This window comes from Gracilimonas sp. B-17, assembly GCF_056857935.1.
The window spans coordinates 91,378-104,695 of record NZ_JBSXOA010000009.1 but is presented as its reverse complement, the minus strand read 5'-3'; the positions used below and the strand labels follow the sequence as shown (position 1 = coordinate 104,695).

Genomic DNA, 13,318 nt, shown 5'->3' with positions numbered 1-13,318 from the left:
AATGATCAGTCGTGACTCCCTTACCCGTAAATTATATGCGCAGGATGCTTCTTTGTATCAGGAGGTTCCCGAGGGTGTTTCCTTCCCCAAAACCATTGAGGATATCCAGGCTCTCGTTAAACAAGCCAATCAGGAAAATTTCAGTATTACTGCCAGGAGTGCAGGCACAAGTTTAGCCGGGCAAACAACCGGTGGTGGGGTCATTATGGATGTATCTCGCTATATGACGGATATTATAAAGCTGGATCCCGAATCAAATACAGCACATGTTCAATCGGGTGTGATCCGTGATACGTTGAACCGTGAAGCCGATAAACATCAACTGCTGTTTGGGCCTGATACCGCTACGACCAATCGCTGTATGATCGGTGGGATGATCGGGAATAATTCATCCGGGTCATTCTCTATCAAGTACCAAACTACGCGCGAACATACCGTTGAGATCGAGGCCATTCTTAGTGATGGGTCACTAGCTGTATTCAAGCCTCTCACTGCTGAAGAACTGGAAATCAGAAAACAGCAAAATGATCTGGAGGGCCATATATACCGGTCTATGCTAAATCTGCTTGAGCAAAACCGGGAACTTATTGAAATAAGTTATCCGCATAAGGAGATCATCCGCAGAAATACCGGGTATGCGTTGGATAAATTATTGGAGATGCAGCCTTTTGAACCCGATGGTAGAAAATTCAACCTCTGCGAGATATTGTGTGGGAGTGAGGGGACACTCGCTTTAACAGCTTCAGCAAAATTGAATCTGGTTCCAAAAGACGAGCATAAACTGGTCGTGGTACCTCAGTTCAATTCACTTGAAGATACAATGAGGGCAGCAGTTGAGATCGTGAATTTTGAGCCTGCCGCGGTAGAACTGGTCGACCATATTATCATGGATGCCACCAAGGGAAATATTGAACAGCGTAAGAATCGGTTCTTTCTGGAAGATGAACCACGCTACATTTTGATCACTCAATTTGAAGGGAATGATCCTGCTAAACTTCAGAGCAAGGCAAAGGAATTAACCAGTGTTTTACAGAAGAAAAATTTGGGTTACGCGTATCCTGTTATCACAGAATCAGACCAGATGAGGAGAGTCTGGGATCTGCGTAAAGCCGGATTAGGTCTGCTAATGGGTTTGGGAGAAGACGGTCGTTCTCCTTCTTTCTGCGAAGATACCGCGGTTCGGGTGAAAGACTTGCCTGAATATGTGAAGGAATTTCGGGCTATCCTGGATAATCATGATACAAATTGTGTGTTCTATGCCCATGCTTCTGTAGGGGAGTTACACCTGCGACCTCAAATTGATATTAATACGGAATCCGGTTTGCAAACCATGAAAGTCATGGCAGAAGAGATTGCAGATCTGGTGAAAAAATATAACGGGTCGCTATCCGGTGAACATGGTGACGGTCGGGTTCGGGCTCCCTATATTCATAAGATCTTAGGGGATGAAATGGTGCCGGTGCTGAAGCAGGTAAAAGAGATCTGGGATCCGCAGTACATTTTCAACCCCGGAAAGATCGTGGATCCCAAACCTATTGATGCTGATCTGAGGTTTTCGCCTGGTTACAAAAGGCCGGAACCTGATACGGTCTTTGCATGGCGTAAGGAAGGTGATTTTGGGAGCGCCATGGAATTGTGCAACGGAGCCGGAGTATGTCGCAAGTTGGCTGAGAGTGGTGGAACTATGTGCCCCTCATATATGGCAACAAAAGAGGAAAGAGATTCAACACGAGGCAGGGCAAATTTGTTCAGGCAAGTGTTTTCCGGAGATGACCCTCGCGGTTATGCTTCAGAAGAATTGCGACAGGCACTGGATCTTTGCCTGAGTTGTAAGGCCTGCAAAAGTGAATGTCCGGCCAACGTGGACATGGGCAAAATGAAGGCTGAGTTCATGAATGGTTGGCACAAGGAGAATGGCTCCATGCTAAAGGAAAAATTCTTCGCAAACGCCGGTAAACTATTTCCTCTTGCTTCAATTACGCCGTCACTGTCTAACTTTTTTACCGGATCCGCTCCGGGAAAATGGATCTTTGAGACGGTGTTTGGTATCGATTCCCGCAGGGATCTTCCGAAGTTTGCCCAAAAGCCTTTTCGCTCTCTATTCAAAAAGCATCAGAAAAATGGAGCTTTGAGATCTGATGAAAAAGTGGTGTTGTTTGTCGATCTGTTCACGAACTACAATGACCCAAAGATCGGAATGGATGCCGTGCTAGTACTTGAAAAAATGGGGTATGAGGTGATCATTCCAAAAGCTATGGAATCCGGCCGCCCCCAACTCTCGAAAGGGTTTCTCGAGGAGGCGAAAGCCATAGCTTTGAATGTACTGACTGAATTTGAGGAGTATGTTGACCAAGGTATACCAGTGATCGGCATTGAACCTTCAGAGATACTTACCCTTCGGGATGAATTCCTTGAGTTATGCAAGGAAGATCAGCTGCCTCTTGCAAACAAGCTTGCAGAGTTATCCTATACCTTCGAAGAGTTTATAGCAGAAAATAACCAGCGTCTTCCAAAGTCAGATAAAACCAAAAAGATCATGCTGCATGGGCATTGCCATGCCAAGGCGCTGGTTGGAAATGAGCCTACGATAGAGGCCCTGGAATCAGCCGGGTATATGGTGGAGGTCCTTGAAACAGGTTGCTGTGGAATGGCCGGAAGCTTTGGGTACGAAAAAGATCATTATGAAGTCTCACAGGATATTGGAGAGTTGGTTCTGTTTCCGGCATTACGGAATAATCAGGAAGATGAGGTTTGTGCCCCCGGATTTTCATGCCGACATCAGATCAAAGATGGGGTGGATAGGAAGGCTTTGCATCCGGTAACACTTATTCATAGAATGATTACTAAACAATCTTAAATATGAAAATCCGGTTTATCACAAAGCTGTTACTTTTGATTGTTCTAATGCATTTTATTTCATCAATGTTACTTGCTCAAACTTGGGTTCCTGAGCGTCTAAGCTCAGATAAACCTGAGGAAAAATGGCTTCAATATTTACATAACGAGGCATCGAGTCTCATGCTCCATGATAGTACCTGTAAAAGGGCAGAAGCATTTACAGGTAAGACCAATACCATTGAGGGATACAAGACGTGTATTTCTGTTTATGAGGAAGATGAAACTGGTGAAATGGATTGGGAGACTTGGAAAGTATACTTTGGGGAGCTAAAATCAGATCACTTTTATTTCAATACAGAAGTTGTTTTTGATACAAACAGATCCCCAATCCAAAAGATAGAAGCTAACGGAACTGATACTACTAAAGTTTTTGAAATGGCCACTGCGGCAAAATTGGCAATACAGGAAGTAGATGTGCCTGACTCAAAATTTGAATATGAGGTAATTGTCAATTTCTACCGACTTAATGAGTATTCTGTTTATCTTTTGCCAAAATGGAAGGAAGGCGAGCCCTACTATCTTGGAGGTGAGTTTCATTTTGTGATCGATGTGAAGGAAAAGAAGATCATAAAATGGAAAATGCTTAACAAAAGGATAGATGTATTTTATCCAGATATTCTAACTCGTACCAAGATCAGTAAAAGTATAAATTCAGTGTCTCCATATCCTACATCAACTGATATTCTTATGATGTACAGAAGGAAAACCGGCCCCGCTCATATTACAGTGGCAAAAGGATGGTACTACGGTATAACACCTGAGGTAAAAATTGGAATTTTGGGTCAAAAGGATGAACTGAATGATAAAGAGTGGTTTCAGGAATGGAATCAGTCCAATGGCTTTTAGAGCATCAGATCCAGCGACGTTGCTTGTCAGTACGATTTTATGACCGTGATTAGTTAATGTAGTAAGATAAAATTTTGTATCTCTACATTAAGTTAGATCAATTCTTAAACGTATTCTTTTCGATCAATTCACGCGCACTGTTCAAGGCAGAATCAGTGATCTGTGAACCGCTCATCAGGCTGGCGATCTCGTGAATGTGCTCTTCATCTGAAAGCGGGAGGATACGCGTAACTGTTCGCTCATCTTCTTCCACTTTGGCCACCTTATAGTGCTTATGAGCCTGACTCGCAATTTGCGGCTGGTGTGTGATCGCCACGATCTGACAGTGCTCCGATAGCTTACGCATTGAAGCCCCCACTTTTTCCGAGATCTCCCCACTGATACCTGTATCGATCTCATCGAAGATCATAACCGGCAGGCTTTGCTCTTTAGCAAGAATGGATTTCAGGGCCAGCATCACGCGACTGATCTCACCACCGGATGCAATTTTAGCAAGTGGTTTGGGTTCCTCTCCTTTATTGGTGGAGATGAACATTCTGACATCATCGCAACCCCTTTCTGTACATTCGATGGTCTTGCCTTCAATTTCGATCCATCCATTGTCTGATAACAACCAATCGACTCGTACATCCAGTTTGGAATGTGGAATTCCAACTTTACTGAGTTCTTCCTGAATCTGAACGGCCAGTTTCTCACCGATATCATTCCGTTTTTCATGAAGAGTGATAGCATGTTCTTTCAGGATATCAGATTGCTTTTGAATGGATTGTTCGATCTTTTCGATCTCAAGATCAAAGTTATCTGCCAGGGATAATTCTCTTTGTATCTCATGCAAGTATTTGATCAATTCAGGCAGGTCACGCTGATATTTTTTCTGAAGCCGGTTCAGCTCAGATTGCCGCTGTCGAAGTTCTTCCAGGCGGTTTGGGTTGAACTCAATACTGTTTCTGTATCGCTCTGCAAATGCTATGGCTTCATTGACACTTACGCGGGCTGCATTGATCTCTTCGAGGTAATTATTGAACTCGGGTTCGATCCGTGCCAGGTCTTCCAGATTCAGTTTAAGGAAATTTAGTAGCTGTATTATGTTTCCATCATCCGACTCAGCCATTTCAGAAATTGCCGCAGCTTTTTGATCCAAGACTTCGGCATTATCCAATAGGTTCATCTCAGACTCAAGTTGCTCAAGATCAATTTCGTCTAATCGGGCCTCTTGAAGTTCTTGCACCTGGAATCGATAGAGTTCTGTTTTTTCCAGCAGCTCGTTCTCCCTTTTTTTTAGTGAACGCAATTCTTTTTGGAGCTCCGTCATTTTACGGTATTCTGTTTTGTAAGCCTTCAGTACAGGCTCCACTTCCCCAAAACCATCGATCACCCCAAGGTGATTTTCTTCCTTGAGTAAAAGTTGGTGATCATGCTGTCCGTGTAAGTCCACCAAAAGATCACCCGCTGCTTTCAGTACACTGATGTTAACCGGTGTATCATTGATGAAAGCCCGGCTTCCGGTATTTCGGATCTCCCGTCTCAGGATCAAATATTCACTGAATTCGACTTCGTTATCTTTCAGTAATTCTTTCAGCTCAGCAGAATCCTCAACGCGAATGGTAGCTTCAGAAATAGCTTTGTCTGCACCTCTGCGAATAACATCTGTGTCGGCTCGTTCCCCGAGGATCATATTCAGTGCACCAATAATGATCGATTTACCCGCCCCGGTCTGACCTGTCAGAATATTCAGTCCTTCCTCGAAACCCACTTCAAGTTCATCGATCAGGGCAAAATCTTTTATGTAGAGAGATTTGATCATCAGAAATTCAAAATTTAAAATTCAAAATGAAAAATTTATTTCAGCTTCAGCTTTGTGGTTTTAACAATTGCAGATAGAATGCTGATCAATTCAAAGGAATCCATAAGGTAAGTATCAACATTGATATTTATCAGCTCACTTTCTTTTAATAGTCGAAGCCAATATCGTGTTTCACGAGCTTCATTTAAAGAGATAGATATTTTAGACAGGAAGTCTTTTTTTGATTGACCAGCAATTGCTTCTTCAACATTGGCACCAATACTAGTCCCAGCACGCAAAAGTTGTTTTGAAATGACATATTCTCTTTCATCCTGCAATAATTTATATAATGATATAATAGTCAGTGCAAACTCGAAACTTTTTATTTGAACAACGTTTTCTTTCATGAAGCTCCATTTTTAATTTTGAATTTTTCACTTTGAATTATACAGTTAGAGCAATTAGAATTGAATTCCTTACAAAATTTATATGGGTCTAAAAAGAATGCACAATCTCCGTACCTTTAGGCTATGAAAAAGAAAGCCGGAAAAGACCGACAGTCAACGATCTACGAACATACCGTACCCGAAGGGCAAAATTCGGATATAAGATTGGATGTTTACATCACTTCATTTGTGGAGAATGCCTCCCGATCTAAGGTGCAAAAAGCCATCAAGGATGGATATGTGACTGTGAATGGGAAAAAGGAAAAAGCATCCTATATCATGCAGCCTGAGGATGAGATCTACATTGAACTCCCACAACCACCGCCACCTGAAGCTAAACCCGAAAAACTGGACCTGAATATCATATATGAGGATGATGATATCATAATGGTCAATAAAGAAGCCGGCATGGTGGTTCACCCTGCATATGGAAACTGGAGTGGCACCATGGTCAATGGGTTGATGTACCATGTGGATGAACTGGCCGGAGAGGATGAAGACGAAAACCTGCGTCCGGGAATCGTACATCGCCTGGATAAGGATACAAGTGGTTTGCTCGTGGTTGCTAAAAATGATGAGACCCTGGCAAAATTGAGTGCTTTGTTTCAGGAAAAAGATGTTGAAAGAACTTACTGGGCCATTGTATGGGGAACTCCCGATGCCGAAGGCACAATTGAAGGCGATATCGGTCGGTCTAAACGGGACCGGAAACTGATGACCGTGAAACCGGCCGGCCAAGGGAAATCAGCGGTTACGCATTATAAGGTTCTGGAATATTTTGATTATTTAAGTCTGGTGGAAGTTAAGCTGGAAACCGGAAGAACCCATCAGATCCGCGTTCATTTTGCACATATTGGTCACCACGTGTTTGGGGACCCAACCTATGGCGGAACCTCCGTACGCTATGGCCCGAACACCGGTTCCAGAAAATCTATGTTCCATAATTTGATCACAGGATTGGACCGGCAGGCTCTGCATGCCAAAACCCTGGGGTTTGAACATCCTACAACCGGCGAGATAGTTCGATTTGATTCTGAGCTGCCGGATGATTTCCAGCATGTACTTACCATGTTAAGAGAGAACTGTAAAGCCGAATACTAAAATTGCTATTCATCAAGTCACTTTTGTAAATCAACAATAATGGTATATTAAGTATATGGGATTACTGATTTTTTATTTGATTCTGGCTATTGGCGTATCATTTCTATGTTCAATTCTGGAAGCTGTTTTGTTGTCAATTTCTCCTTCCTTCGTAGCGGTCAAGGAAAAAAATGACCCGCAAACAGGCCAATTGTTGAAGGAACTGAAAAAAGATATAGACCGTCCGCTTTCTGCTATATTGAGTTTGAATACCATTGCCCATACAGTTGGCGCTGCCGGGGTGGGTGCCCAGGCTCAGGTTGTGTTCGGTAATGCGTATGTTAGCCTGACTTCTGCAATACTAACGCTTGCCATTTTGGTGCTTTCCGAGATCATTCCAAAAACATTGGGAGCTACCTATTGGAAACAACTATCAGGATTCGCAGCAAGAACTACCCGGTTACTTATTTTTGTTACATATCCGCTTGTAGTGCTCTCTCAGTGGATCACAAAATGGTTGTCAAGTGAGGAAAAGCAACCATCGGTAAGTCGGGAGGAATTCAGTGCTATGGCTGAACTTGGCTTTGAGGAAGGGGTATTTGAGGAAGGGGAATCCAATATTTTCAAAAACCTGATCAGGTTTAGGTCTCTCAGAGTTAAAGATATCATGACTCCAAGAATTGTGGTTGTGAAATTCCAGGAAGATCAGACTATTAAGGAGATCCTTCAGCATAAAGAAGAGCTAAGAGTATCCCGAATGCCGGTATTTGATGAGAACGAAGAGGACATTACGGGCTATATTTTAAAAAATGACCTGTACTTTAACCTTTCGGAAGGGAATGGTGAGAAACAGCTCAAAGATATCAAACGGGAAGTGCTGATCTTACCGGAGACCATATCACTGAAAACCCTGTTTGAACGCCTCCTGGAAAAGCAGGAACACATAGCCGTTGTGGTCGACGAATACGGTGGCTTTGCCGGAGTGGTGACCATGGAAGATGTGGTAGAGACTCTGCTTGGTATGGAGATCGTGGATGAAATAGATGCGATCGAGGATATGCAGAAGCTGGCTCGCCAAAAATGGAGAGAGCGAGCTAAACGACTGGGCATTGTGATTCCCGATAAACTGAAGGAAGTGAATACTTCCGAGCAAAAAGAATCAGCTGAATAAAGCCCGGTGAATTTTTTGTGCGGTTGGCAGTAATTCCTTGTCATTGATCACCAAATTGAAGATCCTTTTTTCTTTAGTATAAGAGATCATATCTATCTTCAGGTTTGATAGTGGTTCCAACAAGAGGTTCCGGAAATCATCTGCCGTTTGCACTGAGCAACCTATCAAGGTGAGAAGTCCTTTATCCCGTTCTATTGATACCGAACCGATCTCAATAAATTCCTGTGAAAGCTGATCCAGGATATCAGTATCAGAAATGGCTATGGTGACGGAGGCTTCAGTGGTGTTAACGGCATCTACAGGTAACCGGTAGGACTCAAGAACACTGAACACTTTTGGCAGAAAAGAAAAGCCCATTAATGTCTCATAAGCACTAACCGTTAAAAGCGACATGTTTTGTTTGAAAGATAAGGCTAACACAGGCAAGTCATGATCTGCTTCCCTTACGATTTTGGTCCCGGGATCTTTGGGTCTGAACATGTTCTTGACATAAACCGGAATGTTTCTTTCCTGAGCTGGTTTAAGGGTGGATGGATGCAATACTTTTGCACCAAAATAGGCCATTTCAGTGGCGTCAAAGTAGCTGATCTCAGCCAAAGGTTTGGCCTCGGGAATGAAACGGGGGTCGCCGGTGTAAACACCACTGACATCCGTCCAGATCTCAATGGTCTCGGCTCCAACAGCACCGCCGATCAAACTAGCTGAATAATCGGAGCCCTCGAAGCCAAGGGTTGTGATCGTTTTATCAGGAGCCTCACCATAAAATCCTCCAATGATAGGAGTGAACCCGTTTTCAAGCACAGTTTCCAGAGACCCACAATGCTGATTGATCAACATTTTATTGGGATTCGCCTTGCCGTACTCATTATCAGTTTTGATGAGCCTGCGGGCTTCAATATGCTGGGTCATCATATCCATTGCAAGTCCGCATTGAGCCAACAGGTAGGATGATATCTGTTCGCCCATGGCTGAGATCGCATCATTCATCTGGGGAGACAGTTTTCCCTGCCTGGATGTATAAGTCAGCAGCTTGTTGAGCTTGCCGATCTTGGCATCCATATTTTTAAAACAGCTTTCTTTGATCAATCCATTCTTGGCATGGGGATTTTCCTTCAGAAAATTCTCAACGATCTCCTGATGACGCTTCTTGATGGATTCCGAAATTTCAAAGGCTCCAACAAGATCGTCTGAAGCGGCAAGTTGTGCGGCTTTGACCAGCTGACGTGTGGTTCTTGCCGTGGCTGAAACAACTACAACCGGCCATTCATATTCCTTAATGATCTCCAAAACCTTTTTCCATGTTTGATGATCGGCCATGGAAGTACCGCCAAATTTCAGAACGTTGATCCGCATAGAATAAATTGCTTAAAAATTGCAGTGGAAAATAAGGGGATTATTGTCCTATTCCATGCAAAATCCGGAAATATGTTCCGGGTCTTTTATCCACGAGAATTGTTCCCGTGATCGATGCCTTTGTTCATTTGGGTCGTCAATAAGAACCAAAAGCCCAAGCTGCGAACATAAAGATGAGCAAAGGTATATTTATAATTTCTGCGACCATCCGCATCATTCGCTTTATCCGCGTTCCGTTTCGTGACTCACCAAAAGAAACGGTATCTTTCAAAGATGAATAATGAACCATTACAAATTGCTGTTATCGGCGGAGGTGCCGCTGGGTTTTTTGCAGCTATATCAGCCAAAACACATCATCCTGATACAAAAGTCACGATCTATGAGAAATCGGATAAACTACTTTCCAAAGTTCGAATATCCGGAGGTGGCCGGTGTAATGTTACTCACCATTGTTTCGATATTCGCGAGCTGGTAAAGAACTATCCAAGAGGTGAGCGACCGCTTAAAAAAGCCTTTGGGATCTTTTCACCCACCGACACCATAAAGTGGTTTGAAAAGCGCGGGGTAGAACTGAAGACGGAATCTGATGGAAGGATGTTCCCCGTAACGGATGATTCTTCAACTATCATAAACTGCCTGATGAATGAAACCCGAAAGCTTGGGATAGGGATAAAGACAAGATCCAACATCAAAAAACTGAAGAAAACTGAACACGGGTATGAACTCGGTTTTCATCGGGGCGGTCGCGTTGAAGCCAATAAGGTGATCGTGGCGACGGGTGGTAGCCCGCGTTCTTCCGGGTTTGACTGGCTTAGAAATCTGGATCACCATATTGAGGAGCCGGTTCCCTCTCTTTTCACCTTTAACATGCCGGATGAACCGATCAGGGAACTGATGGGTGTTGTGGCCGATCCGGTTTCGGTGAAGATCATTGGATCGAAACTTCAGAGCAGTGGACCGTTACTTATCACGCATTGGGGTATGAGCGGTCCGGCGATCTTGAAACTTTCAGCTTTCGGTGCGAGGGAACTAAGTGAAAAAGATTATCAATTCACGGTTTTAGTGAACTGGACCGGTGAAAGTACAGAACAGGAAGTCAGGTCAACCCTGAAAACGGTAGTGGATGATCATGGTTTAAAAAAGGTCTCTAATGTAAATCCATTCCAACTTCCCGGACGTTTGTGGGAGTTCCTGATCGGAAAGCAAGAGTTCGGAGAAAAGATGATATGGCAAAATATGGGAAAGAAGAATATAAACCGGTTGGTTCACCTTCTTACAAACGATGAATATCAGGTTCAGGGTAAAACTACATTCAAAGAAGAGTTTGTAACCTGTGGTGGGGTCAGTCTTCATGATGTGGATATGAAAACCATGCAAAGCCGTCATTCCCCAAACTTATATTTTGCCGGTGAAGTGCTGGATATAGATGGGGTGACCGGTGGATTTAACTTTCAGGCAGCCTGGACGACGGGGTATATTGCAGGGATGCTGAAGTAATTCTTAATTCTGAATTACTCTATCTCGTCCGAATACACAGAGGGATTTGCCTCTCTTAAATTATAAGCACTTCGCATAACCTCTCCATAGGCCCCGGCGCTTCGAATGGCGATAAGATCTCCGCGTTCAACTGCAGAAATGGAGATATCTGTCCTGAAGGTATCTGAACTTTCACAGATAGGTCCTACCACATCGTAATTTTTATTGCGCTTGTTGCTGGTCAGAACATCGATCCTATGAGCCGCTTGATATAAAGCCGGACGAATGAGTTCGGTCATGCCGGCATCAACAATGGCAAAGTTTTTGGTTTCGCCATATTTGGTGTAAAGAACCCTAGTTATCAGGCTTCCACACTGACCAACTACAGACCGGCCAAGTTCAAAATGCAGTTGTTGATGATCTTTCAGTTTTATTCTGTCTTCAAACAATCCGAAAAAACGTTCAAAATCAGGAATGGCATTATCGTTTGGATGGGCGTAATTGATTCCAAATCCTCCCCCAACATTGATCACAGAAAGCTCAAAACCCCGGTTCTCAATATGATCATTTAACATATTAGCCCGGGCACAAAGTTCTTCGAAGGGAGTGAAATTTTCGATCTGTGATCCGATATGAAAATGAATTCCGATAAGCTTTAAGTTTTTAAGAGCAGGAAGTTGATCAAGTACGTCATCCAGGTCTGAAGCGTTTATTCCGAATTTATTTTCTTTTAGTCCGGTGGTGATATAACGATGGGTATCGGCTTCTACATTCGGGTTGAGCCGAAGGGCTATTCGAGCGGTTTTACCCATCTTTCCGGCAAGCTCGTCAATTACTTCAAGTTCCTGCTTAGATTCACAGTTAAAACAAAAGATATCGTGTTTCAGCCCAAGCCTGATCTCTTCATCACTTTTTCCCACACCTGCAAAGGCGATTTCATCGGCTGAGAATCCACTATCTATAGCTCTTTGAACTTCACCGCCACTTACGCAATCTGCGCCAAAACCTGCTTCTTTGATCAATTTGAGGATCTTGAGTTGGTTGTTGGCTTTGAGTGCAAAATGAATATGGTATCCTTTGGACAGGCCGTGTTGTTTGATCTGATCCAAAGTAGTGTTCAAAACATCGAGATCGTAATAATAGAAAGGCGTTTTTTGGGTTCTAAAAAAGTCAGTGACTTCCGAAGGGAACATTAAAGATCGGTTTAAAAGTGATTGAGTGAGTTATTGAAGAACAAAGATAAGTAAATTTACAGCAGGGTTTGATAGGTATTATAGATCAAAACAATCAAAACACTGATCTTGCCGGGTAAAAATTTTGTGTTTGACCAATCAGAAAAAAGCCGGTATAATTGTTGGTGATTTAAAAAAATCAGCCTAATCTCAATGTAATTGGGAGCGGAAGACCCGGAAGTGGGGCGAATTTCTTACAAGAAAAGAGCATCTATCAGCTCGAGCCCGTCAGCTAACTTCGCAGGCATTGATAGGAGATTGAACATGCCCTGCCTGTGTGATCGGTCTTCACATCTTTAATTTTAGTATTCCGATAAAAGCACATGAGTATAGATCAGAAAGATTACTTGCTTTCTGCAAGCAACTATGAAATTCCGAATGCTATTGATGAGTGCAGCGGTATTCAAGTTGGGGAGCACCTGATACGGTCCGTTTTGTTAACCACCGATCTTGCGTTCATCAACAGCTTGCAAGCCGATTCTGTGATGGCGGTACACCCGTTTGATAAATCATCACATATGGATGAGGTGATCATTGATTTTAGTGTCAATCCCGTATTTTGCGACATAGGTGGTGGTTTACTACATGAACATGAGGCTACGGAAGCAGCAAAGAGGTCGCTGGACGTTGGAGCGTCAGCAGTGGTGATCTCAAAGCCGACCCCGGCTGAGGTCATCCGAAATATAAGGTCAGAGATCGATGGATCGTTGATCTATACCGTGATGTTCGAAGCAGAACCGGTCAAAGACCTGGCTGAGGCAGGGGTAGACATCTTTAATGTGGCAACCGGGGAATTTACTGCAGAATCTGTAAGTCTTATACGTAACTTACTTCCGGAAATACCTATCATGGCGAGTGGTGGACCGCATAACTCAACGATCCGGGAAACCATTCGTGCAGGAACAGATGCCATTGTCTTCAACCCACCTACCGCAACGGAAATGATGCGGGCCGTGTTTGAAGGGTTTAGAAATAATAACCGGTGATCTTTATCGTCAATTTTCAATTTGACGATACCTGAAAGCAATTTACA

At 43.4% G+C, this 13,318-nt stretch carries 10 protein-coding genes and 1 riboswitch; of the genes, 6 read left to right on the top strand and 4 right to left on the bottom strand.

The window, feature by feature from the left end; genetic code table 11:
• The first annotated feature begins 1 nt into the window (after position 1).
• Positions 2 to 2,857, top strand: a complete 2,856-nt coding sequence (locus tag AC13FX_RS02170) for an FAD-binding and (Fe-S)-binding domain-containing protein (RefSeq protein WP_482878782.1) — start codon at positions 2 to 4, stop codon at positions 2,855 to 2,857.
• A gap of 161 nt (positions 2,858 to 3,018) precedes the next feature.
• Complete coding sequence (locus tag AC13FX_RS02165; RefSeq protein WP_482878781.1) at positions 3,019 to 3,744, top strand: hypothetical protein; 726 nt, start codon at positions 3,019 to 3,021, stop codon at positions 3,742 to 3,744.
• A gap of 97 nt (positions 3,745 to 3,841) precedes the next feature.
• On the opposite strand, the gene recN is transcribed toward AC13FX_RS02165, so the two are convergent.
• Both recN and AC13FX_RS02155 read right to left on the bottom strand, forming a co-directional pair.
• Positions 3,842 to 5,548, bottom strand: a complete 1,707-nt coding sequence (gene recN / locus AC13FX_RS02160) for a DNA repair protein RecN (protein WP_482878780.1) — start codon at positions 5,546 to 5,548, stop codon at positions 3,842 to 3,844.
• Between the two features lie 35 nt (positions 5,549 to 5,583).
• Positions 5,584 to 5,934 (bottom strand): four helix bundle protein, encoded by a 351-nt coding sequence (locus AC13FX_RS02155; RefSeq protein WP_482878779.1) that lies wholly within the window; start codon positions 5,932 to 5,934, stop codon positions 5,584 to 5,586.
• Between the two features lie 123 nt (positions 5,935 to 6,057).
• Between AC13FX_RS02155 and AC13FX_RS02150 the strand changes: the two genes are divergently transcribed.
• Both AC13FX_RS02150 and AC13FX_RS02145 read left to right on the top strand, forming a co-directional pair.
• The gene (locus tag AC13FX_RS02150; protein WP_482878778.1) at positions 6,058 to 7,074 is read left to right on the top strand and encodes an RluA family pseudouridine synthase; all 1,017 of its coding nucleotides are present in this window, start codon (positions 6,058 to 6,060) and stop codon (positions 7,072 to 7,074) included.
• A 55-nt stretch (positions 7,075 to 7,129) separates the two neighbouring features.
• On the top strand, positions 7,130 to 8,224 hold the full coding sequence (locus AC13FX_RS02145) for a CNNM domain-containing protein (RefSeq protein WP_482878777.1): 1,095 nt from the start codon (positions 7,130 to 7,132) through the stop codon (positions 8,222 to 8,224).
• On the opposite strand, the gene AC13FX_RS02140 is transcribed toward AC13FX_RS02145, so the two are convergent.
• Positions 8,213 to 9,577 carry an aspartate kinase gene (locus tag AC13FX_RS02140; protein ID WP_482878776.1) on the bottom strand — a complete coding sequence of 455 codons (1,365 nt, stop codon included), beginning with the start codon at positions 9,575 to 9,577 and terminating at the stop codon, positions 8,213 to 8,215. The two genes, AC13FX_RS02145 and AC13FX_RS02140, sit on opposite strands and share 12 nt — an antisense overlap.
• 273 nt (positions 9,578 to 9,850) lie before the next feature.
• On the opposite strand from AC13FX_RS02140, the gene AC13FX_RS02135 reads away from it, so the two are divergent.
• Positions 9,851 to 11,074: a BaiN/RdsA family NAD(P)/FAD-dependent oxidoreductase gene (locus tag AC13FX_RS02135; RefSeq protein ID WP_482878774.1), complete on the top strand. Its 1,224-nt coding sequence runs from the start codon at positions 9,851 to 9,853 to the stop codon at positions 11,072 to 11,074.
• Positions 11,075 to 11,088: 14 nt separating this feature from the next.
• On the opposite strand, the gene lysA is transcribed toward AC13FX_RS02135, so the two are convergent.
• On the bottom strand, positions 11,089 to 12,246 hold the full coding sequence (lysA, locus tag AC13FX_RS02130) for a diaminopimelate decarboxylase (RefSeq protein WP_482878773.1): 1,158 nt from the start codon (positions 12,244 to 12,246) through the stop codon (positions 11,089 to 11,091).
• A gap of 170 nt (positions 12,247 to 12,416) precedes the next feature.
• A riboswitch (cyclic di-AMP (ydaO/yuaA leader) is annotated at positions 12,417 to 12,547 on the top strand.
• Between the two features lie 61 nt (positions 12,548 to 12,608).
• On the opposite strand from lysA, the gene AC13FX_RS02125 reads away from it, so the two are divergent.
• The gene (locus AC13FX_RS02125; protein ID WP_482878772.1) at positions 12,609 to 13,271 is read left to right on the top strand and encodes a hydrolase; all 663 of its coding nucleotides are present in this window, start codon (positions 12,609 to 12,611) and stop codon (positions 13,269 to 13,271) included.
• Positions 13,272 to 13,318 lie beyond the last annotated feature (47 nt).

What these genes read in the sequence shown, in the direction of transcription:
- AC13FX_RS02170 (WP_482878782.1), top strand. Translation starts at nt 2, where the DNA reads ATGATCAGTCGTGACTCCCTTACCCGTAAATTATATGCGCAGGATGCT.
- AC13FX_RS02165 (WP_482878781.1), top strand. Translation starts at nt 3,019, where the DNA reads ATGCTCCATGATAGTACCTGTAAAAGGGCAGAAGCATTTACAGGTAAG.
- recN (WP_482878780.1), bottom strand. Translation starts at nt 5,548, where the DNA reads ATGATCAAATCTCTCTACATAAAAGATTTTGCCCTGATCGATGAACTT.
- AC13FX_RS02155 (WP_482878779.1), bottom strand. Translation starts at nt 5,934, where the DNA reads ATGAAAGAAAACGTTGTTCAAATAAAAAGTTTCGAGTTTGCACTGACT.
- AC13FX_RS02150 (WP_482878778.1), top strand. Translation starts at nt 6,058, where the DNA reads ATGAAAAAGAAAGCCGGAAAAGACCGACAGTCAACGATCTACGAACAT.
- AC13FX_RS02145 (WP_482878777.1), top strand. Translation starts at nt 7,130, where the DNA reads ATGGGATTACTGATTTTTTATTTGATTCTGGCTATTGGCGTATCATTT.
- AC13FX_RS02140 (WP_482878776.1), bottom strand. Translation starts at nt 9,577, where the DNA reads ATGCGGATCAACGTTCTGAAATTTGGCGGTACTTCCATGGCCGATCAT.
- AC13FX_RS02135 (WP_482878774.1), top strand. Translation starts at nt 9,851, where the DNA reads ATGAATAATGAACCATTACAAATTGCTGTTATCGGCGGAGGTGCCGCT.
- lysA (WP_482878773.1), bottom strand. Translation starts at nt 12,246, where the DNA reads ATGTTCCCTTCGGAAGTCACTGACTTTTTTAGAACCCAAAAAACGCCT.
- AC13FX_RS02125 (WP_482878772.1), top strand. Translation starts at nt 12,609, where the DNA reads ATGAGTATAGATCAGAAAGATTACTTGCTTTCTGCAAGCAACTATGAA.